The following is a 20,066-nucleotide window of genomic DNA, read 5'->3' as shown; positions in this document are numbered from 1 at the left end:
GCGAGCAAGCCCGCTCCCACAGGGGATCTTCTGTGTGTGCTGAATTTGTGTCCGGCGGTGATTCATTGCGGGAGCGGGCTTGCTCGCGAAGGCGGCTTCACATTCCAAATTGATGTTGGCTGATACACCGCTTTCGCGTGCAGGCTCGCTTCCACAGGACATCTGTGGTGCATGCAATTTTTTTTACCACCACAAATCCCTGTGGGAGCGGGCTTGCTCGCGAAGGCGGCCTGTCAGGCGAAATCAAGGTTGCCTGACACACTGCTTTCGCGAGCAAGCTTTGCTCCTACATTCGTTCGCCCGGGTGTCTCGATGGCTGATTCACAGCCTTTATCCTGCTACTGTCTTTGCACTTCGCATCGATGAAAGTGCTCATATCCATGACTAATCCAACGCCTGATCCTCAAGCCGTCTGCGCCCCGATCACAAAAAGCGCGATTTTCATCGTGGCCACCTTGGCGCCCGGCAGCGATGCCGCTGAAAAAGTCCGGGGCTGGTGCGGAGACATCGCCGCCCTCACCCGCTCCGTCGGCAAACGCGTGCCAACCGGTTATCTGTCCTGCGTCTGCGGCTTTGGTTCCAGCGCGTGGGACACGTTATTCGGCGGCCCGCGCCCGGCCTCGCTGCACGCCTTTCGCGAATTCGGTGACGAGGGACGCCGCGCGGTGGCAACGCCGGGGGACATCCTGCTGCACATTCGTGCGGACCAGATGGACCTGTGTTTTGAATTGGCGACGCAATTGCTCTCGGCGTTGGGCGATGCGGTTTCGGTGGTCGATGAGGTCCAGGGTTTCCGCTATTTCGACATGCGCAGCATCATCGGCTTTGTCGACGGTACGGAAAATCCGGATGACCGGCACATGGCCAAATTCACCATCATTGGTGATGAAGACTCGGAGTTTGCCGGCGGCAGCTATGTGCTGGTGCAAAAGTATTTGCACAAGATGGATGCGTGGAACGGGCTGTCTGTTGAGGCGCAGGAGCGCGTTATCGGACGCACCAAACTGTCGGATATCGAGCTCGATGATGCGGCCAAGCCAAGCAATTCCCACAGCGCCTTGACCACCATCACCAAGGACGGTCAGGAAGTGAAAATCCTGCGTGACAACATGCCGTTCGGCCGCCCAGGCGCGGGCGAGTTCGGGACTTACTTCATCGGCTATGCCCGCTCGCCCGAGCCGATTGAGCTGATGCTGGAGAACATGTTTGTTGGCAGGCCTGCGGGCAACTATGACCGCTTGCTGGATTTCAGCACGGCAGTCACCGGTGGTTTGTTTTTCGTGCCTTCGGCGGATTTGCTGGAAGAGTTGGCGGATCGCTAGCCATAAACAATCCCCTGTGGGAGCGGGCTTGCTCGCGAAGGCGGAGTGTCAGCCAACATCAATATTGACTGATCCACCGCCTTCGCGAGCAAGCCCGCTCCCACAGGGGTTGTGGTGTTGGATTCATTCTTTGTAAGCCGTATCAGTCCGTTCCAACTGTCGAATTAGCGCATCCCAGTGCCGCGCCACACCCGGCCCGTCACCACTCTTGAACACCTCAGCCTGCTTCTCGACCTTGGCCACCACCTCGGCCGGCGGGAACACCAGTTCGGCGTTGCCACCCGCCTGGGCCGCGATCTGAATATTGCAGGCACGCTCCAGACCGTGCAGTTGCTGGAACGCATGTTCAACGCTGACACCCGCCGTCAGCAAACCGTGGTTACGCAGGATCAACACACTTTTGTCCCCCAGGTCCGCCACCAGCCGTTCACGCTCGTCGAGGTCCAGGGCGATGCCTTCGTAACCGTGATAGGCCACTCGCCCAGAGAAACCAATGGAGTGCTGGGAAATCGGTAACAGCCCATCGCGCTGGGCCGATACCGCGATGCCGTCGCGGGTGTGGGTGTGCAACACCGCTTGCAGGTCGGGACGCGCGCCGTGGATGGCGCTGTGGATCACGTACCCGGCGTAGTTGATGCCGAGGCCGGTCGGGTCGTCGACGATGGTACCGTCGAGGTCGACCTTGACCAGGTTGGAAGCGCTGATTTCATCGAACAGCAGCCCGAAGGCATTGATCAGGAAATGCTCTTCAGGCCCCGGCACCCGCGCGGAAAAGTGCGTGTAGATGTGATCGGTCCACTTGAACAACGCCGCCAACCGATAGGCCGCAGCCAGTTTGACCCGCACTTCCCATTCTTCGGGGGTGACGCGTTGGCGAACATTTTTCGAGACACTGGACAACGGGCTGACGCTGCTCATGGCAAAACTTCCTGGATGGCCTTAAGAATTGCAGCCAGCCTATGGGAAGGCCAAAAATAATAAAAAGCACATTTTAATCTAAGCTAATTATCATTTTTTTTTATGTCTTCAGCCTGCCGTCACGCCGCACTCTTGATCTTCTGCAGCGAGCCGGCGACCAGTTTGCCAAAGGCATCCACCGGCCCTTGCAGGTTGCCGAGGAAGTGCGGGTAGATCAGCCACAGGTCCATTACCGGCTTGAAATCCTTGAGCGGCATGACCGCCAGTTGATCGACATGCGCGCTGCGCTCCAGCAACGGACGCGGCACTAGCCCGAGGCCCAGACCGTCAGCGACCAGGCCTAGCTGCAACTCGGTGCCGAAGGTTTCCAGGTTGACCCGCAGGGCCAGGCCTTGATCCGACAAGGTCCGCTGCAACCCGGCGCGGAAACCACAGCCATCGGGGTTGAGAATCCAGCCACTCTGGTAGATATCGGCCAGTTTGCACGGCCGCTTGGGCACTTGCGCCTTGGCGCAGACCACCACCAGTTCCATCTTGCCGATGGACTCGCCAACGATGTTGTCCGGGAAAATCTTGCCCGCTGGGAACAGCGCCGCTGCCGCATCCAGCTCACCGCGTTCGATCTTGCCGACCAATTGACTGCCCCAGCCCGTCGCCACTTGGGCGCGCAATTCCGGGTACTCGACGCGCAGATGCTTGAGGGCGTCGAGCAGCACCACATCGCCGATGGTTTGCGGCACGCCCAGGCGCAGCAGCCCGGTGGGCGGTGCGTCAGTCGCCACGAGCTCGCGCAGCGCGTCCATTTCCCGAAGGATCAAACGGCACTGTTCATACACCCGGGTTCCGATCAAAGTAGGCTTGAGCGGTTTGGTATTGCGGTCGAACAATTCCACGCCCAACGCTTGCTCGAAGTTCTGCACACGTCGGGTAATCGCGGGTTGAGTCAGCTGCAACGACTCGGCGGCATGGCTGATGGATTGGCAACGGATCACTTCGACGAAGGCATCGATATCATCAATTTTCATTTGGGCCGCACATAGAGAACAGTCAATAAGATGTTTGAAAAGCATAGTTCCATTGCTGGCATCTGGATAGCCCGAAGCACAGGCACGGCTCTATCGATAACGTCTAACGCTATTCAGATGGGTTCTAAATTCCTTTCAGCTATAACCTAATCATTAAAAAATAGCATATTAAACATGATCATTATGCTTAGATATTTTTAACAATCTTCGAAACCAACGATGGAATCGCCATGACCCAGGCCCGACACCCGGAGAGACTCAGAGCATTCATAGGCGCCCTGGCGGAATTGATCGACAGCAACCCGCGCGAGGGTGACCTATTGCATCGCGGCGGCAAGCTGCTCGGTCAGTTGGTCAGCCATGACGACTGGCTGCCGGAAGACTTTGCCCGCCCCGACCCGGAACGCTACCAGCAATACCTGTTGCACGCCGATTCGCGGCAGCGCTTCAGTGTGGTGAGTTTTGTCTGGGGGCCGGGGCAGCGCACGCCGATCCACGATCATCGGGTCTGGGGCCTGATCGGCATGTTGCGCGGCGCCGAATATTCCCAGGGCTTCGCCCGCCACACCGACGGCACGCTGGTACCCGAGGGCAACCGGATTCAGTTGCAACCCGGTCAGGTCGAAGCCGTGTCGCCGAAGATTGGCGACATCCATCAAGTCAGCAACGCCTTTGATGATCAGGTCTCCATCAGCATTCATGTCTACGGCGCCAACATCGGCGCCGTGCGCCGCGCGGTGTATCAGCCCGATGGCAGTGAGAAACTGTTTATCTCCGGTTATTCCAACGCCTTTCTCCCCAACATCTGGGATCTGTCCAAAGAGAGCCAAGCCCTATGAGCAACGTACTGACCCGCACCTTCGCCGACATTCGCAAGGCTCTGCTGAAGAAGGAAGAACTGGCCCTCGTCGATGTGCGTGAAGAAGCGCCCTTCGCTGAAGCGCACCCGTTGTTCGCGGCCAATATCCCCTTGTCCAAACTTGAGCTTGAGGTGTATTCGCGGATTCCACGGCTCGACACCGCCGTGACGGTCTACGACAACGGCGAAGGCCTGGCGCAGATCGCGGCGCAGCGCCTGCAAGGTTTGGGCTATGTGAATGTCGGTCTGCTGGAAGGTGGCCTGGACGGTTGGCGCCGCGCCGGTGGCGAGTTGTTTATCGACGTCAACGTGCCGAGCAAAGCGTTTGGTGAACTGGTGGAAAGCCAGCGCCACACGCCATCCCTGGCGGCGGAAGAGGTTCAGGCGCTGCTCGACAGCGAAGCCGACGTGGTGGTGCTCGATGCCCGGCGTTTCGACGAATACCAGACCATGAGCATTCCCACCGGCATCAGTGTTCCCGGCGCGGAACTGGTGTTGCGTGCCCGCGAATTGGCCCCAGACCCCGCGACGCGGATCATCGTCAACTGCGCCGGTCGCACCCGCAGCATCATCGGCACTCAGTCGTTGATCAACTCCGGCATTCCGAACCCGGTGTCTGCCTTACGCAACGGCACCATCGGCTGGACCCTCGCCGGTCAACAACTGCAACACGGCCAGTCGCGCCGGTTTGCACCGACCAGCGAAGAACACCGCCACATTGCCGCCCAGGATGCCCGTCGCGTCGCCGATAAAGCGCTGGTTGGCCGCGCCAATCTGGCTGATCTTCAGCGCTGGCAGCAGGAATCGACCCGCAGCACGTATCTGTTCGATGTGCGCACCCCGGAAGAATTTGAAGCCGGCCACCTGCCCGCCGCCCGCTCGACACCCGGCGGCCAACTGGTGCAGGAAACCGATCACTTCGCCAGCGTGCGTGGTGCGCGCCTGGTGCTGGTAGATGACGACGGTGTGCGCGCCAACATGTCGGCGTCCTGGCTCTCGCAACTGGGTTGGGAGGTGCATGTGCTGGACGATGCGCAGCCTGCGCACTTCAGCGAAAAAGGTGCCTGGCAGGCGCCGGTTCCAGCACCGCAGCAGGCTGAGGAAATCAGCCCCGAAACCCTGGCTGAATGGCTGACCCATGGCGACAGCGTGGTGCTGGATTTCACCAGCAGCGCCAACTACGTCAAGCGCCACATCCCCGGCGCGTGGTGGGCACTGCGCGGGCAATTGCGCGAAGCCCTGGCCAATGTGCCAAAAGCAGAACGCTACGTTCTGACCTGTGGCAGCAGCCAATTGGCGCGGCTAGCCGTCGCCGACGTCGAAGCACTGACCGGCAAACCGGTGTTCCTGCTCAAGGGCGGCACCGTCAGTTGGATCGCCGCGCAACTGCCGTTGGAAGAAGGCGAAACGCACCTGGCTTCGCCGCGCATCGACCGCTATCGCCGTCCCTATGAAGGCACAGACAGCCCGCGCGAAGCGATGCAAGCCTATCTGGATTGGGAATATGGGTTGGTCGCGCAACTGGCCCGCGACGCTACCCATGGCTTTTTTGTGATCTGAGTAACCTGACGGATGTCAGCCTCCCTCTGAACCTGTGGCGAGCAAGCGTGCTCGCCACAGGTTTTTCATCGTTCCAGAAAATACCTGCGCCTGCCGCCTGGATTTGCCGGGGTGTATGACTGCACACGGCGGGCATACAGTTTCAGACCTTGCGGCCTCGCAGGAGTGTGGCTGCCTGCGAAGAACGATAACGCGCAAGGCCTGAAAAACTGCGTTGTCTGCTTCGCGGGCAAGCCTCGCTCCTACAGGTTCTGCGGCGAAATTGATGATCTTCGGCATTACTTTAAATGCATTATTTTCATAATGTACTTTTCGATAATCAGCTTACTTAATAATTAGCATATAACCAGAAAGACTTTCCCAAGCTCTTTTTATAGAGATAACGTCAAGCACAGACCGACCCCTTCTCCAGGCGGAGGCAACACGAAGCACAACAACTCGCCTGGAGCCTGTCATGTCACTCAAACCACTGTTGTTGAGCCTCTTTTGCACACTAGGCTTCACCGCCATCAGTCACGCCGCCGACCTGCAACCGCTGCTGGTGGCCAATCAAAAATCTACGATCAAGGTGCTGCTGGAAGTCTCCGGCGAATTGAAGAATGTGCCTTATGAGATCCAGTTCTCCGAGTTCCCCGCCGCCGCACCGTTAGGCGAGGCGTTGAACGCCGGCGCGGTGGACATCGGTGCCCTCGGCGATGCGCCTTACGTGTTCGCCCTCGGCGCCGGCGCTCCTCTGAAAGTCGTCAGCATCATCCACGCCGAAGGCCGTTACACCACGGCGATCCTCGCGCTCAAGGACTCGCCGCTGAACAACGCCAGCGACCTTAAGGGCAAACGGATCGTCACCACGCGCGGTTCCATCGGTCACTTTCTGGCGATCAAGGCCTTGCGCAGCGTCGGCCTCAGCACCCACGACGTGCAGTTCATCTACCTGCTGCCCAGCGAGTCGCGGATTCTGCTGGACAACGGCAGCGCCGATGCCTGGTCGACCTGGGACCCGTACACCACGATTTCCACCACGCAAAGTCAGGCCAAGGTCCTGGCCAGCGGCGACACCCTGCTGACCAATCATTTGTACCTGGCCGCCACCAGCCAGGCGATCGCTGGCAAGCGCCAGCAACTGGACGATTTCGTCGCCCGGGTCGATCGCGCCTACCGCTGGACCAACAACCATCCCGAGGAATACGCCGCCGCCCAGGCCAAGGTCACCGGCCTGCCGCTGGCCGTGCATATCGCCGTGGCCAAAGGCACGCACATGCAACCGGTAGCCATCGACGACACGGTGATCAGCGGCCTGCAAACCACCGCGGACATTTATCAGGAAGAAGGAATTCTGACCAAACACATCGACGTCTCCCAAGGCTTCGACAAGAGTTTCAACGCCCAGCGTGCCCCACTCAGCCAGGCATCGCGCTAATTCAGGAGCAAAAACATGAGTACACAACGTCAACTGAAACTCGGTGCGATGGTCCACGGTGTCGGCCACGGCTGGGGCGAATGGCGTCACCCGCAGGCACAGCCAAATGCCAGCGTAAATTTCGATTTTTACAAGCAACAGGCGCAGTTGGCCGAAGGAGCGAAGTTCGACTTCGTGTTCATCGCCGACAGCCTGCACATTCACGAAAAATCCAGCCCCCACTACCTCAATCGCTTCGAGCCGCTGACCATCCTCTCGGCGTTGGCGGCCACCACAAAACATATCGGCCTGGTGGCGACCGTCACCGTCAGCTACACCGAACCGTTCCAGGTTGCCCGGCAGTTTGCTTCGCTGGACCACATCAGCGGCGGTCGCGCCGGCTGGAACGTGGTGACCTCCTGGCTCAGCGGCACCGCCGACAATTTCGGCAAGGCCGAACATCCGCCGCATGCCGTGCGCTACCGCATCGCGAAGGAACACGTGAATGTGGTCAAGGGTTTGTGGGACTCCTGGGAAGACGACGCCTTCGCCTACAACAAGCAAAGCGGCGAGTTTTTCACCCCCGGCAAACTGCATGCGCTGGAGCACAAGGGTGAATTTTTCTCGGTGAAAGGCCCGCTCAACATCGCCCGCTCCCGGCAAGGTCAACCGGTGATTTTCCAGGCTGGCACCTCGGAGGCCGGGCGCAATTTTGCTGCCGAGAATTCCGATGCGATTTTCGTCAGCCCCGAATCCTTCGATGACGCCCGCGCCTACTATCAGGACCTGAAAAAACGCGCCAGCGGCTTCGGCCGTGACACGCAGAAACTGTCGATCCTGCCGGGCATCCGCCCAATCGTGGGTCGCGATGAAACGGAAGTGGAAAGCCGCTATCAGCAGGCAGTGGAACTGGTGAGCATTGAAGATGCGATTGTCGCCCTCGGCCGGCCGTTCAATGATCACGACTTCAGCCAATATCCATTGGACGCGCCATTCCCCGAGTTGGGCGATCTGGGCTCAAACAGCCAAAAAGGCGGGTCGGACCGGATCAAACAACTGGCCAAAGATGAAGGCCTGAGCTTGCGTGAAGTCGCCCTGCGCTTCTCCCGGCCACGGCGGGATTTCGTCGGCACACCCGAGCAGGTTGCCGATGCCCTGCAGACCTGGTTCGAAGAAGGTGCTGCGGACGGCTTCATCATCAACTCCCTGCTGCCCGATGGCCTGCAATATTTCACCGAACTGGTGGTGCCGGTGCTGCAACAACGCGGTCTGTTGCGCGACGAATACAGCGGCGCGACCCTGCGCGACAACCTTGGGCTCGACGTGCCCGCCAACCGTCACACCACGCCTCAGGTTCACGAGAAAAGCGAGGCAGTGGCATGAGCGAATCCCTCAATCAATTGCTCGCGAACCTGCATGCCGAACGCGTGGCGACCTGGGAACCGGCGGCCCTGCAAGTCAATATCGACCAGCGTCAGCGCCTGGTGGATGAAGCCAGGGTCGAGGACTTCGTCAATGTCGGCGATTCGCTGGAGCCCTTCACGCTGTTGAAGGTCGAAGGGGGCCCGCTTACCCGCGATGAACTGCTCACCAACGGCCCGGCGGTGCTGATTTTCTTCCGCTTCGCTGGCTGCCCGGCGTGCAATATCGCCCTGCCCTATTACCAGCGCCGGCTCTACCCGCAACTGCATGCGCTGGGAGTGCCGCTGGTGGCGGTCAGCCCGCAAGTGCCGGAGCGCCTGATCGAGATCAAGACCCGGCACAACCTCGAACTGCAAGTGGCCAGCGACCCGGACAATCAGCTCGGCCGGCGCTTGGGCATTCTCTACAGCTTCGATGAAGCCTCGCGCAACGCCGCGCTGGCCAAGGGCAAGAGCATCGGCGAAACCACTGGCACCGGCACCTGGGAATTACCGCAGCCGACCGTGGTGGTGATCGCCCGGGACGGCACCGTGGCGTTCGCCGAGGTCAGCCCGGACTGGCTGGTGCGCACCGAAGCCGACCCGGTGTTGCGCGCCGTTGAACAACTGCTCGGGCAAACACCCGTGCAACTCGCTATCTGACAAGAGCCTGACCATGACGAAAAACATCACACAGGGGCAGTTCAATCGTCGCGGTTTCCTGACGGCCAGTTCGATTGCCGTCGGAGCGCTGGGATTGTCCTCGCTCGGGCTGAGCACCCGAGCGTTCGCGCAGAACACCCAACTGTCGGACCTGACGCTGGGGGTCGCCACTTACCGTGGCCAGGAATCCTATTTCACCGAGGACGCCGGCACCGCCAACCGCCCTTATAAAGTCGACTACGCCGAATTTGCCGGCGGCAACCTGATCGTCGAAGCGCTGGCCTCGGGCAGCCTGGACATTGGCTCCATGAGCGAGATCCCGCCGATCTTCTCGATCCAGAGCCATCGCCAACCGCGGCTGATCGCGGTGATACAGGGCGATGTGAACAATCAGGTGATCCTGATTCCCAAGGACTCAAAACTCGACTCCGTCGGGCAGTTGCGCGGCAAACGGGTCGGTTACGTGCGCTCGACTACCTCGCATTACTTTCTGATCAAGGCCTTGAAGGAACAGGGCCTGACCATGAACGACATCACGGCGGTCGCGCTGACGCCGCAGGATGGTTTCAGCGCGTTCCAGAGCGGTCAGCTCGACGCGTGGGTGATTTATGGGGTGTTTATTCAATTGGCGAAATTCCGCAGTGGCGCCCGGGTGCTGAAGACCGCGCTGGGCTACCTGTCCGGCAACTATCTGATGGCCGCCCGCCCCGCCGCCCTGGAAGACCCGCTGCGCAAGCAAGCGATTCAGGATTACTTGCAGCGCACCGCGCGCACGCTGGAATGGATCAACGACAACCCCGAGCCGTGGGCCACCAAGTCAGCGCAGTTGCTGGGCGTCGACAAAGCGGTGTTTCTCGACATGTACAACAGCCGCAGCCAGCCGTGGAAAGTCCTTGAAGTGGATGACCATGCGATTGCCTCGCAACAGGAAGTCGCGGATTTGTTCTTTGATGCGGGGGTGTTGAGCGAACGGCTGGATGTCGGGCCGTTGTGGGATCGGCAGTTCAAGTTGTTGCCGATATGAGCCCTAAGGCCGAACACAAAACCCTGTGGCTGGGGGCTTGCCTGTGGCGAGGGGGCTTGCCCCCGTTGGGTTGCGAAGCGACCCCAGCATTCTTTCAGACGTACCGTGCCAGCAGGTTTTACGACTGCTTCGCAGCCGAACGGGGGCAAGCCCCCTCGCCACAGATCAACTTCCGGCTCTCACCTTTTGATCGAGTGAATCCATCATGAGTCTTTCTTCTCAACACGCTCCGCCACTGCGCTCCATCGAAGCGGCCAATTTCGAAGCACTGCTGGAAGATATCGGCGCCCGACTCGGCGCTACCGCACACGTTTATGACGAAAGCGGCGCCTTCCCCCACGACAATTTCAAGTTGCTGCACCAGCACGGCCTGGTCTCACTGACCGTTCCCAAAAACCTCGGCGGTGGCGGTGCGAGTCTGGTCCAGGCACGCAAGGCAATCAGCGCAATCGCCAAGGGTGAACCCTCGACAGCGTTGATCCTGGTGATGCAGTACATCCAGCACGCACGCCTGCAGGACAGTAAAAACTGGCCCGAAGCGCTGCGCCTGCAAGTGGCCGAGGACGCCGTCCGGCAAGGCGCGTTGATCAATGCGCTGCGGGTCGAACCCGACCTTGGCACTCCGGCTCGCGGTGGTTTACCGGCAACCGTTGCCCGGCGCACGTCCGCCGGTTGGCGCATCAGCGGTCGGAAGATCTACTCCACCGGCAGCCATGGCCTGACGTGGTTCAGTGTCTGGGCGCGCAGCACCGATGAAGATCCGCTGGTCGGTGCCTGGCTGGTGCACAAGGACACGCCAGGCATCAGCATCATCGAAGACTGGGATCACCTGGGCATGCGCGCCACGTGCAGCCATGAAGTGGTGTTCGACAATGTGCTGGTGCCGCTGGATCACGCGGTCAGCGTCAGCCCCTGGAGCGCGCCGCAACCCGAACTCGATGGCGATGGTTTCCTGTGGATGTCGGTGTTGCTGGCGTCGGTCTACGACGGCGTTGCCCAAGCCGCTCGCGACTGGTTTGTCGGTTGGCTGGAACAACGCAAGCCGTCCAACCTCGGTGCGGCGCTGTCGACCCTGCCGCGCTTTCAGGAAACCGTCGGCCACATCGACACGCTGTTGTTCGCCAACCGCAGCCTGCTGGATGCCGCCGCCGAAGGACGCACGCCAGCAGGTAACGCCGCACAACTGAAATACCTGGTGACCGGCAACGCCATCCGCGCCGTCGAGCTGGCCATTGAGGCGTCCGGCAACCCCGGTTTGTCACGCCACAATCCGCTGCAACGGCATTACCGCGATGTGTTGTGCAGTCGCGTCCATACCCCGCAAAACGACGCCGTGCTGCAAGGTGTCGGCAAAGCCGTTTTCGCCCAGCGCCAGCAAAAGGAAAGCCAATGAGCCAGCTCGTGATTGCCAGCCAACTGGATGAAGATTTCAACGATGTAATCCGCCAGCGCCTCGCGCTCACGCACCCGGGGGCCCAGGTTCTCGACGTGCCGGCCGGCGTGCCCAGCGACCTGCCGGCCGAAGTCAGCGTTCTGCTGGCGCGGCCGATCAATGTGCGTGGCTACCTGGCGCCGGACACGCCGCCACCAGGCTGGCCTTATGGTTTGAAGTGGATTCACGTGGTGTCTTCCGGCATCGACTTCTATCCCAAATGGCTGTTCAACGGCCCACCGGTCAGCACTTCCCGGGGCAGCGCCGCCGATAATATTGCCGAGTTTGCCCTGGCAGCGATCTTCGCCGCCGCCAAGCACCTGCCGGACATTTGGGTGCATGACGCGCAATGGAATTTCACCGCGCTGACGCCACTCAAGGGCACCACGTTGGGGATTCTTGGTTTCGGCGCGATTGGCCGCAGCCTGGCGACCAAGGCTCACGCCTTGGGCATCAATGTGCTGGCGTTGCGGCAGAGTCAGGCGCCGTTTGAGGTGGAAGGCGTCGAGGCCGCGCGGGATATCCATGACTTGTTTGCCCGCGCCGATCACTTGGTGCTGGCCGCGCCTTTGACCGGTGCAACACGGCATATCGTCAACAGCGCGGTGCTCGCCAGTGCCAAGCCAGGTCTGCACCTGATCAACATTGCCCGTGGTGGTTTGCTCGACCATGGGGCGTTGCTTGAGGCGCTGGACAGCGGCGCGATCGGACTGGCTTCGCTGGACGTCACCGAGCCGGAACCGTTGCCGGACGGGCATCCGCTCTATGCCCATCCACGGGTTCGCCTGTCGCCGCATACCTCGGCGATTTCCAGCAACAGCCGGAACGAGATTGCCGACAGTTTCCTGCCTAATCTTGAGCGTTACCTTAATGGGTTGGCGCCGGAGAACCTGGCGAACGTACAGCGCGGGTATTGATTCCGGCCGATCCACCGTCTTCGCGGGCAAGCCTCGCTCCTACAGGGGAATACATCCCAATTGTAGGAGCGAGGCTTGCCCGCGAATTCGTTTTGACTGCCCCTCAACAACATCAGCTTTACGCATCTATACTCAAAACTTAATGCCTATTTTTTATAATTAACTTATAACTAATCGGACTTTTACAGCGCCGCATTATACAAATACTGTTACAACCATCACCGACCCCTGACCAGGTGGAGGCTCACGGAACTGCACGTTTTTCCGGCCGACACCACTCCACGGTCAACCGCTACACCCAAAACCTGAAAACGGCTCAAGCCCCCGCCGCCATGGCTTTCGAATCATGGCCCCGGCAACGCTTTGCCCAAAAAAAACTAACAACGCCAACGCCGCACTTACACACCTGGGGCTCACCATGCACAACACCTTCACTGCAAACCGTCTGACGCTGGCCGTCTCGCTGGCCCTGTTCGGCTTGTCGGCCCACGCCGACGAAAACACCAAGGATGGTGCCCTCCCCGTTGTCACTGTCACCGCCGAACACCACAGCGAAGACCTGCAAAAAACTCCGCTGGCGATCTCGGCGTTTGACGAAAAGACCTTGGACGACAAGCAGATCAAAAGCATCCGCGACCTCTCCGGGCAAGTGCCGAACCTGACCCTCAGCCGTCAGTCGATCTCCTACAGCGCCCAGACCTACGGGATTCGCGGCATTGGCGAGACCGATCCGATCCAGGAATCCGCCGTCGCGGTGTACGCCGATGACCTGTACATCCCACGGGCGATTTCCTCGATGCTCGACTTCAACGACGTCGAGCGCGTCGAAGTACTGCGCGGCCCCCAAGGCACGCTCTACGGACGCAACAGCAGCGCCGGCGCGATCCGTGTGATCACCCGCGATCCGACCCAGGAAACCCGTGGCTTCTTCGAACTCGGGGCCGGCAATTACAACGCGCAGAACGGCCGTTTCCTGATCAGCGGCCCGCTGGTGGACAACGCCTTGTTCGGCAGCTTTTCGGCGATTCGCCTGACCCGCGACGGCACCGTCTCCGATCCGACCCGTGACAAGGATGTGAACAACGTCGATATCCAGTCCTATCGCGGCAAGCTGCGCTTCAATCCGATCGATTCGCCATGGGATGTGCAACTGACCCTGGCCGGCACCTTCGACCGAGGCGACACCACCAGCTACACACCGTTTGATGCCAACGGCCACTTCGACAAATTCAAGAGCTACAGCAGCCTCGATCCGAAGAACCGCCTCGATCAGTGCAGCTCGGTGCTGCGCGCGATCTATACGATCAACGACAACCTGAACTTCAAATCGGTGACCGCTTATTCGGCGTTCAATCAACCGGTGGACTACGACAACTCGGGCCAGGCAGCGCTGATCCAGCAAAACCTGATCACCTATAAGCAGGACTATGCCACCCAGGAATTCCAGCTCAACGGCGACTACGACAAATTCAGCTTCAGCACCGGCCTGTACCTGTACCGCGAAAAATTCGAAGCCGACCGCGACAACCTCACCTATTCCGTCGCGCGCAACCGGGTGATCGGCCAGGGCCAATACAGCACAACCAACACCGAAAGCTACGCGCTGTATGGCCAGGGCAGTTACAAGATCACCCCGCAACTGTCGCTGATCGCCGGGCTACGGTTTACCCGTGAGCACAAAAATTTCGATTACACCAACTACGCGATCAACACCAACCGGCAGATTACCGGTACCAACTTCAGCGCCGACTCGAGCAAATCGTGGCAGTCCACCAGCCCGAAAATCGGCTTCGAATACGCCTGGACCCCGCACCTGAATCAGTACGCCTACGTCGCCAAAGGTTTCAAGGCCGGCGGCTACGACAACCGCGCGCCGACTCAGGCCGCCGCCGAACAGGCGTTCTCGCCAGAAGACGTGACCACCTGGGAAACCGGCTTCAAGGGTGACTTCTTCGACCAACGCCTGCGGGCCAACGTCGCGTTGTTCTACAACGACTACAAGGACTTGCAGACCAACGCCTACGACCCGGCCCTGGGTGTCAGCCTGCGGACCAACGTCGGTCAGGCACACACCTATGGTGTCGAGCTGGAAACCCTGACGGCACTGACCAACGACCTGCAACTGACCGCCAACGTTGGCTATCTGCAAAGCCAGTACGACGACTTCGAAAATGCCAGCGGTGCCGGTGTCGATGCCAACGGCAAGCAGTTGGTGTTCTCGCCACGCTGGAACGCCAGCCTCGGCCTCAACTACACGATCCCGGCCGGCCTGCCCGGCACCTGGCTGGCGGGCACCGATGCGCAATTCCAGACCAAGTCCTACGCCAACGCGTTGAACGACGACGTGCAGGAAATCCCCAAGCAGACCTTCTGGAACGCCAACACCCGCTACATCTCCAGCGATGGCCACTGGACCACCACGCTGGCAGTGAAAAACCTGCTCGACCGCGCCTACCCGCAATCGGTCGGCTACGTGCCGTCCAGTGGCGCTCGCTTCTACTCGATCAACGACCCGCGAACCCTGTTGTTGTCGGTGCGTTACGACCTCTGACCCCCGAAAACATCGACACATCTCTTGATGGTCGCGATCCCCGTAGGGAGTCCGCGTCGATTTGAGAGACCTTCCAAAGCAAGTACATCAAGGAGCTGAACCATGGCCTTCTCACGTAGGGAAATGATTACCCGTATTGCCGCCGTCGGCGGTTATGGTGCCGCCGTCGGCGCCCTCGGTGCGCTGGGGCTGACGCCTCAGGCCGTGGCGGCGAGTTTCACACCGTTGCAACTGGGCAGCAGTGGCAAAGGCAAACAGGTGGTGGTGGTCGGCGCTGGTATCTCCGGACTGGTCAGTGCCTATGAGCTGCGCAAGGCCGGTTTCAACGTAACGATCCTCGAAGCCCGCGAGCGGGTTGGCGGGCGTAACTGGACGTTGCGTCGCGGCACCAAAGTGGAATTCGATGACGGCGTCAGCCAGACCGTCGACTTCGATGACGGGCACTTCTTCAACGCCGGCCCGGCGCGGATTCCCAGCCATCACCAGACCATCCTCGGCTACTGCCGCGAGCTGGGCGTGGAACTGCAAGTGCTGGTCAACAGCAGCCGCAACGCGCTGGCCTTGCCGGACCCGAGCAAACCGGCGTTCCAGTTGCGCCAGGCTGTCAACGACACCCGTGGCCAATTGTCCGAACTGCTGGCGCGCACCGTCAGCCGCAAAGCCCTGGATCAGGATTTGAGCGTCGACGACCGCCAGGCTCTGCTGAATTTCCTCAAGGTCTACGGCGACCTCAACGCCGATTTCCAATACAAAGGTTCGGTGCGCTCGGGCTACACCCGCGTACCCGGCGCTGGTGATCAAACCGGCATCACCCGCACCCCGCTGGAACTGCAAACCCTGCTCAATCCCAAGCTCTGGGGTGCGTTGGTGTTCGATGAAATTCCGGAGTTTTCCTCGACCATGTTCCAACCGGTCGGCGGCATGGACCGCATTCCTTATGCGTTCTACGACAAACTCAAGGACGCGGTGCGCTTCAACGCCGAAGTCAGCGATATCCAGACTTCCGAAAACGGTAGCCGCATCACCTACCGGGATCGCAAGACCGGCAAGACCCAGACTCTGAACGCCGATTACGCCGTGGTCACTGTGCCGCTGCCGTTGCTGGCCAAGCTGCCGAGCAACTTCAGCCAGCCGTTCAAACAAGCGATTCTCAGCGCCCAAAGCGATCGGGCGAACAAAGTCGCCTGGCAGTCGCCGCGGTTCTGGGAAACCGACTTCAACATCTACGGCGGCTTGTCTTACCTGGATCATGAAGTCAAAGGCCTGTGGTACCCCAGCGACCGATTGAACAGCGCCCAGGGCATTTTGGTTGCCGCCTATAACACCAGCGAATCAGCCCAGGCCTTCAGCAAAAAATCCCTCGCCGAACAGTTTGCTTCCTCCCGGCAAGCCGTCGAACTGCTGCACCCCGGGCACGGCGCCAAGCTGCAAAAGCCGGTAGCGATCAACTGGGAAAAGGTGCCGTTCAGCAAGGGCCCATGGATCGTCAACGACGAAGTTGGCGAGAGCGCCTACCAAATCCTCAACGAACCCCAGGGCCGTACTTACCTGGCCAGCGACGCCCTCGCCCATGGCGGTGTTGGCATTTGGCAGAACAGCGCCGCCGACTCGGCGCGGCGCATCGTCGGGCTGATTGGCCGACATGCCGAACGCACTCAATCGGGCGTTGCTGCCTGAGGTGCAAGTCCCCCCTGTGGGAGCGGGCTTGCTCGCGAAGGCGGTGTATCAGCCGCCATCGATGTTGCCTGACACACCGCTTTCGCGAGCAAGCCCGCTCCCACAAAGGTTCATCACTCCCTGACGCTTTTCCATTAAAGGACTGAACGATGAAAGCCATTACCTTGCTCACAGGATTGCTCATGACCGCCACCGCCCTCACCAGTCAGGCCGACGACATCAAACGGATCGCCCTGCCCAACTCGAACTTCCCGATTTCCCTGGCGGTGTCGGTGCCAGCGCAAACCGAACTGTTGTTCGTCAGCGGTTTGCTCGCCGATCTGCATGACCCGAAAGCCCCCAAAGATTCCTTCGCTGCTTATGGCGATACCGCGACCCAGACCACTTCGATTCTCAACAAGCTAAAAGGCGTGCTGCAAAGCCAGGGCCTGGACCTCGGTGATGTGGTGCAACTGCGAGTGTTCCTGGTGGGTGATCCGGCCAAAGGCAACAAGCTCGATTTCGCTGGGTTGCAGGAAGGCTATACACCGTTCTTCGGCAGTGCCGCGCAACCGAACAAACCGGCGCGCACGGCGATTCAGGTCGTGGCGCTGCCGCTGCCCGGCGGTCTGGTGGAAATCGAAGCCGTTGCCGCGCGCAAGAAATGACACGGACAACATCCGATATTCAGGAGCTTCACCTTTATGCGCAACTGCCCAGTACCTGCTTACCGTCCTCTGTTATTGCCGCTGTCGTTTGCTTGCAGCCTGACCTCGTTCAGCCTCGAAGCCGCCGAAACCGGCTCGCCGACCCTCGACACCGTGGTAGTCACCGGCAACCGAGGTGCAGAGCAACGCACCGTGACCACCAGCCCTACGCCCATCGACGTGGTCACCGGCGAGCAACTGCGCTCCGTTGGCAAACCGAGCCTGCTCGAAGCGCTGAGTAAATTCATTCCTTCGTTCAACCTGCCGGACCGCGCCGGTTGGGATGCCAGCGGCGTGGTGCGCTCGGCGACCCTGCGCGGGCTGACCGCCTCCCACGTGCTGGTGCTGGTCAACGGCAAGCGCCGGCACACCAGCGCCACGCTGAATATCAACGGGATCAACAGCGGCGCGGCGCCAAGCGACCTCGACCTGATCCCGGTGGCGTCCATTGACCATATCGAGGTGCTGCGCGACGGTGCGGCGGCGCAATACGGTTCGGACGCGATCTCCGGGGTGATCAACATCATCCTCAAGCAGACCACCGGCGGCAGCTCCGACACCACCCTCGGCCAGGGCTACGACGGCAAGCGCGGTACCGGGCAGGAAGCCCTGAACTACGGGTTTCAGGTCGGTGAAGCCGGTGTGCTCAATGTGTCCCTCGACACCCGCTATCAGGAGCGCGACAACAAGGCTGGCAGTAACGGCTACAGCGCCCATTACTACCCGCAGGCCGATGGCTCGCCCGATCCGCGCGAGGCCGACGCCAGTCACCACACCTACAAAGGCTACGGTTTGCCGCGCAGCCAGTTGGCCGACGCCGGCTACAACCTCGACCTACCGTTGAACGATGCGCTGACCCTGTATTCGTTCTCCACCGTAGCCACCCGCGAGAACAACGACGGCCAGAATTTCCGCCTGCCCAGCGGACGCAACACCATCACCACCGGCCCCAACGGCTATCCCGATGGTTACAGCCCGTATTGGTTGATCAACGAAACCGACTTCCAGTCCGCGTTCGGCGCCAAGGGCGACAACTTTGGCGGTTGGGCCTGGGACCTGAGCAGTACTTACGGACGTAACTACGCCAAGCAACGGACCTACGACAACCAGAACCCATCCCTTGGCGAAAACACCCCGAACAAGTTCACCTCGGGCATTTACATCGCCGATCAACTGACCAGCAACCTCGACCTGAAAAACAGCTACGACATCGGCTTGGCCAAACCCATGGACGTGGCCTTCGGTTTCGAGCATCGGCGCGAAAGTTACGAAACCCGCGCCGGGTCCGAAGCTTCGTACATCGATGGCGGCTACGTGTTCCCGGTCGACAGTCCGCGAGCCGGGCAACGTCCCGATCCTGGGGCACAAGTCACCAATGGCATTACTCCGCAAGATGCGCAGAAAGTCAGCCGCAACAGCGTCGCCAGTTACATCGATTTGGGTTTCTACCCGGTTGAGCAATGGTACGTAGGTGTCGCCGGCCGCTACGAGCACTACAACGAAGGCGTCGGCGGCACCCGCAGTGGCAAGCTCAGCACCCGCTACGAGTTCAACCCGGTGTTCTCGGTGCGCGGCAGCGTCAGCAACGGCTTTCGCGCGCCGTCACTGGCCAACCAGATTTTCACCGCACGCTCGACCGGGTTCGACACCATTAATGGCGTCTACCAGTCCTATAACTATGTGATTTTGCCGGTGGACTCGGCCGGCGCTCAGGCGTTGGGTGCCGAAGCGTTGAAACCGGAGCGCTCGACAAATTTCAGCCTTGGTTTCGCCCTGACCCCGAGCGAAGACCTGAGCCTGACTGTCGATGGTTACGTGATCAACCTGCGTGATCGACTGGTCCTCAGCGAGCGCTTCCAGGGCCCGGGCATCGCCGCCCTGCTCGACGGCATCGGCGTACCGGCCACGGCGGGTGCGCAGTACTTCACCAACGGCGCCAACACCCGCACGTCCGGGGTCGATGTGGTCGGTAACTATCGACAGAATCTGAACCGCTACGGCACGGTTAAATGGACCGCTGCGCTGAACTACAACCACACGCAGATCCTCAGCGTGAACGACACGCCGGAACAGTTGACTGCACTGGGAGGCAACTTCCAATTGATGGGGCGTCAGTCCCGGGCGCTGATCACCAAGACCTCGCCGAGCAGCAAGATGATTTTCGCCGCCGACTGGGGCATCAGCGACTTCGACGTCAATCTGCGGCTGACCCGGTATGGCACCTATACCGAGGTCAACAGCTCCAGCGATCCAAGCCTGGACCGCGAGTACTCAGCGAAATGGATCACCGACCTAGACGTCGCCTATGCCCTGAGCAAACAACTGACCGTGGCGGTGGGCGCGCAGAACCTGTTCGACAAATACCCGGACCATATCGGCGTGCCCAACTCGTCGTTCGGCGATAACTGGGGCAGCTATTCACCGTTCGGTTTCACCGGCGGTTACTACTACACCCGTTTGCAATATGCGTTTTGATCGCCGCTTCTTTTGAGGGACACAAATCGCGGGCAAAAAAAAATCCCAGGCAGCTGATGGACGCCTGGGACTTAAAAATGCATAAACCGTGGTGGTGAACGCGGGGCAATATTAACCTACTAAAACACTTTGAAACAATATTTTTCTGCACACCGTTCGGT

Annotated in this window: 15 protein-coding genes; 13 read left to right on the top strand and 2 right to left on the bottom strand. The window is 60.3% G+C overall.

Features of this window, described 5'->3' with window-relative positions; genetic code table 11:
* Window positions 1-380 precede the first annotated feature (380 nt).
* Window positions 381-1,322, top strand: a complete 942-nt coding sequence (locus ACWIKB_RS20985) for a Dyp-type peroxidase (protein ID WP_475269167.1) — start codon at window positions 381-383, stop codon at window positions 1,320-1,322.
* A 123-nt stretch (window positions 1,323-1,445) separates the two neighbouring features.
* On the opposite strand, the gene ACWIKB_RS20980 is transcribed toward ACWIKB_RS20985, so the two are convergent.
* Window positions 1,446-2,240, bottom strand: coding sequence for a class II aldolase/adducin family protein (locus tag ACWIKB_RS20980; protein WP_475269166.1), 795 nt, complete (start codon window positions 2,238-2,240; stop codon window positions 1,446-1,448).
* A gap of 119 nt (window positions 2,241-2,359) precedes the next feature.
* Window positions 2,360-3,265 carry a LysR family transcriptional regulator gene (locus ACWIKB_RS20975; RefSeq protein ID WP_475269165.1) on the bottom strand — a complete coding sequence of 302 codons (906 nt, stop codon included), beginning with the start codon at window positions 3,263-3,265 and terminating at the stop codon, window positions 2,360-2,362.
* A 230-nt stretch (window positions 3,266-3,495) separates the two neighbouring features.
* Between ACWIKB_RS20975 and ACWIKB_RS20970 the strand changes: the two genes are divergently transcribed.
* From ACWIKB_RS20970 to ACWIKB_RS20915, 12 genes are all read left to right on the top strand, one after another.
* Window positions 3,496-4,104: a cysteine dioxygenase family protein gene (locus ACWIKB_RS20970; RefSeq protein WP_475269164.1), complete on the top strand. Its 609-nt coding sequence runs from the start codon at window positions 3,496-3,498 to the stop codon at window positions 4,102-4,104.
* Window positions 4,101-5,684 (top strand): rhodanese-related sulfurtransferase, encoded by a 1,584-nt coding sequence (locus tag ACWIKB_RS20965; RefSeq protein ID WP_475269163.1) that lies wholly within the window; start codon window positions 4,101-4,103, stop codon window positions 5,682-5,684. The genes ACWIKB_RS20970 and ACWIKB_RS20965 overlap by 4 nt, the downstream gene beginning before the upstream one ends.
* Window positions 5,685-6,138: 454 nt before the next feature.
* A complete protein-coding gene (locus ACWIKB_RS20960; RefSeq protein WP_475269162.1) occupies window positions 6,139-7,101 on the top strand; it encodes an ABC transporter substrate-binding protein in 963 nt (320 codons plus the stop codon).
* A 15-nt stretch (window positions 7,102-7,116) separates the two neighbouring features.
* A complete protein-coding gene (locus ACWIKB_RS20955; RefSeq protein ID WP_475269161.1) occupies window positions 7,117-8,463 on the top strand; it encodes an LLM class flavin-dependent oxidoreductase in 1,347 nt (448 codons plus the stop codon).
* Window positions 8,460-9,143, top strand: coding sequence for a peroxiredoxin-like family protein (locus ACWIKB_RS20950; RefSeq protein WP_475269160.1), 684 nt, complete (start codon window positions 8,460-8,462; stop codon window positions 9,141-9,143). The genes ACWIKB_RS20955 and ACWIKB_RS20950 overlap by 4 nt, the downstream gene beginning before the upstream one ends.
* A 13-nt stretch (window positions 9,144-9,156) precedes the next feature.
* Window positions 9,157-10,167 carry an ABC transporter substrate-binding protein gene (locus ACWIKB_RS20945; RefSeq protein ID WP_475269159.1) on the top strand — a complete coding sequence of 337 codons (1,011 nt, stop codon included), beginning with the start codon at window positions 9,157-9,159 and terminating at the stop codon, window positions 10,165-10,167.
* A gap of 205 nt (window positions 10,168-10,372) precedes the next feature.
* Window positions 10,373-11,560, top strand: a complete 1,188-nt coding sequence (locus ACWIKB_RS20940; RefSeq protein ID WP_475269158.1) for an acyl-CoA dehydrogenase family protein — start codon at window positions 10,373-10,375, stop codon at window positions 11,558-11,560.
* The gene (locus tag ACWIKB_RS20935; protein WP_475269157.1) at window positions 11,557-12,516 is read left to right on the top strand and encodes a D-isomer specific 2-hydroxyacid dehydrogenase family protein; all 960 of its coding nucleotides are present in this window, start codon (window positions 11,557-11,559) and stop codon (window positions 12,514-12,516) included. The genes ACWIKB_RS20940 and ACWIKB_RS20935 overlap by 4 nt, the downstream gene beginning before the upstream one ends.
* Window positions 12,517-12,934: 418 nt before the next feature.
* Window positions 12,935-15,067, top strand: a complete 2,133-nt coding sequence (locus ACWIKB_RS20930) for a TonB-dependent receptor (RefSeq protein WP_475269156.1) — start codon at window positions 12,935-12,937, stop codon at window positions 15,065-15,067.
* 102 nt (window positions 15,068-15,169) lie between these two features.
* On the top strand, window positions 15,170-16,744 hold the full coding sequence (locus ACWIKB_RS20925; protein ID WP_475269155.1) for a flavin monoamine oxidase family protein: 1,575 nt from the start codon (window positions 15,170-15,172) through the stop codon (window positions 16,742-16,744).
* Between the two features lie 149 nt (window positions 16,745-16,893).
* On the top strand, window positions 16,894-17,391 hold the full coding sequence (locus ACWIKB_RS20920; protein WP_475269154.1) for a RidA family protein: 498 nt from the start codon (window positions 16,894-16,896) through the stop codon (window positions 17,389-17,391).
* 36 nt (window positions 17,392-17,427) lie between these two features.
* Entirely contained in the window at window positions 17,428-19,905 is a 2,478-nt protein-coding gene (locus ACWIKB_RS20915; protein ID WP_475269153.1) for a TonB-dependent receptor plug domain-containing protein, read from the top strand.
* The last annotated feature ends 161 nt before the right edge of the window (window positions 19,906-20,066 follow it).

It is taken from the genome of Pseudomonas sp. 5Vm1k, from assembly GCF_056161485.1.
Note: the sequence above shows the minus strand (reverse complement) of the source record. Positions and strands in the feature narration are given on the sequence as shown.

Bases quoted from the DNA above. Each gene is read 5' to 3' on its own strand.
- ACWIKB_RS20985 (WP_475269167.1), top strand. From the start codon at position 381: ATGACTAATCCAACGCCTGATCCTCAAGCCGTCTGCGCCCCGATCACA.
- ACWIKB_RS20980 (WP_475269166.1), bottom strand. From the start codon at position 2,240: ATGAGCAGCGTCAGCCCGTTGTCCAGTGTCTCGAAAAATGTTCGCCAA.
- ACWIKB_RS20975 (WP_475269165.1), bottom strand. From the start codon at position 3,265: ATGAAAATTGATGATATCGATGCCTTCGTCGAAGTGATCCGTTGCCAA.
- ACWIKB_RS20970 (WP_475269164.1), top strand. From the start codon at position 3,496: ATGACCCAGGCCCGACACCCGGAGAGACTCAGAGCATTCATAGGCGCC.
- ACWIKB_RS20965 (WP_475269163.1), top strand. From the start codon at position 4,101: ATGAGCAACGTACTGACCCGCACCTTCGCCGACATTCGCAAGGCTCTG.
- ACWIKB_RS20960 (WP_475269162.1), top strand. From the start codon at position 6,139: ATGTCACTCAAACCACTGTTGTTGAGCCTCTTTTGCACACTAGGCTTC.
- ACWIKB_RS20955 (WP_475269161.1), top strand. From the start codon at position 7,117: ATGAGTACACAACGTCAACTGAAACTCGGTGCGATGGTCCACGGTGTC.
- ACWIKB_RS20950 (WP_475269160.1), top strand. From the start codon at position 8,460: ATGAGCGAATCCCTCAATCAATTGCTCGCGAACCTGCATGCCGAACGC.
- ACWIKB_RS20945 (WP_475269159.1), top strand. From the start codon at position 9,157: ATGACGAAAAACATCACACAGGGGCAGTTCAATCGTCGCGGTTTCCTG.
- ACWIKB_RS20940 (WP_475269158.1), top strand. From the start codon at position 10,373: ATGAGTCTTTCTTCTCAACACGCTCCGCCACTGCGCTCCATCGAAGCG.
- ACWIKB_RS20935 (WP_475269157.1), top strand. From the start codon at position 11,557: ATGAGCCAGCTCGTGATTGCCAGCCAACTGGATGAAGATTTCAACGAT.
- ACWIKB_RS20930 (WP_475269156.1), top strand. From the start codon at position 12,935: ATGCACAACACCTTCACTGCAAACCGTCTGACGCTGGCCGTCTCGCTG.
- ACWIKB_RS20925 (WP_475269155.1), top strand. From the start codon at position 15,170: ATGGCCTTCTCACGTAGGGAAATGATTACCCGTATTGCCGCCGTCGGC.
- ACWIKB_RS20920 (WP_475269154.1), top strand. From the start codon at position 16,894: ATGAAAGCCATTACCTTGCTCACAGGATTGCTCATGACCGCCACCGCC.
- ACWIKB_RS20915 (WP_475269153.1), top strand. From the start codon at position 17,428: ATGCGCAACTGCCCAGTACCTGCTTACCGTCCTCTGTTATTGCCGCTG.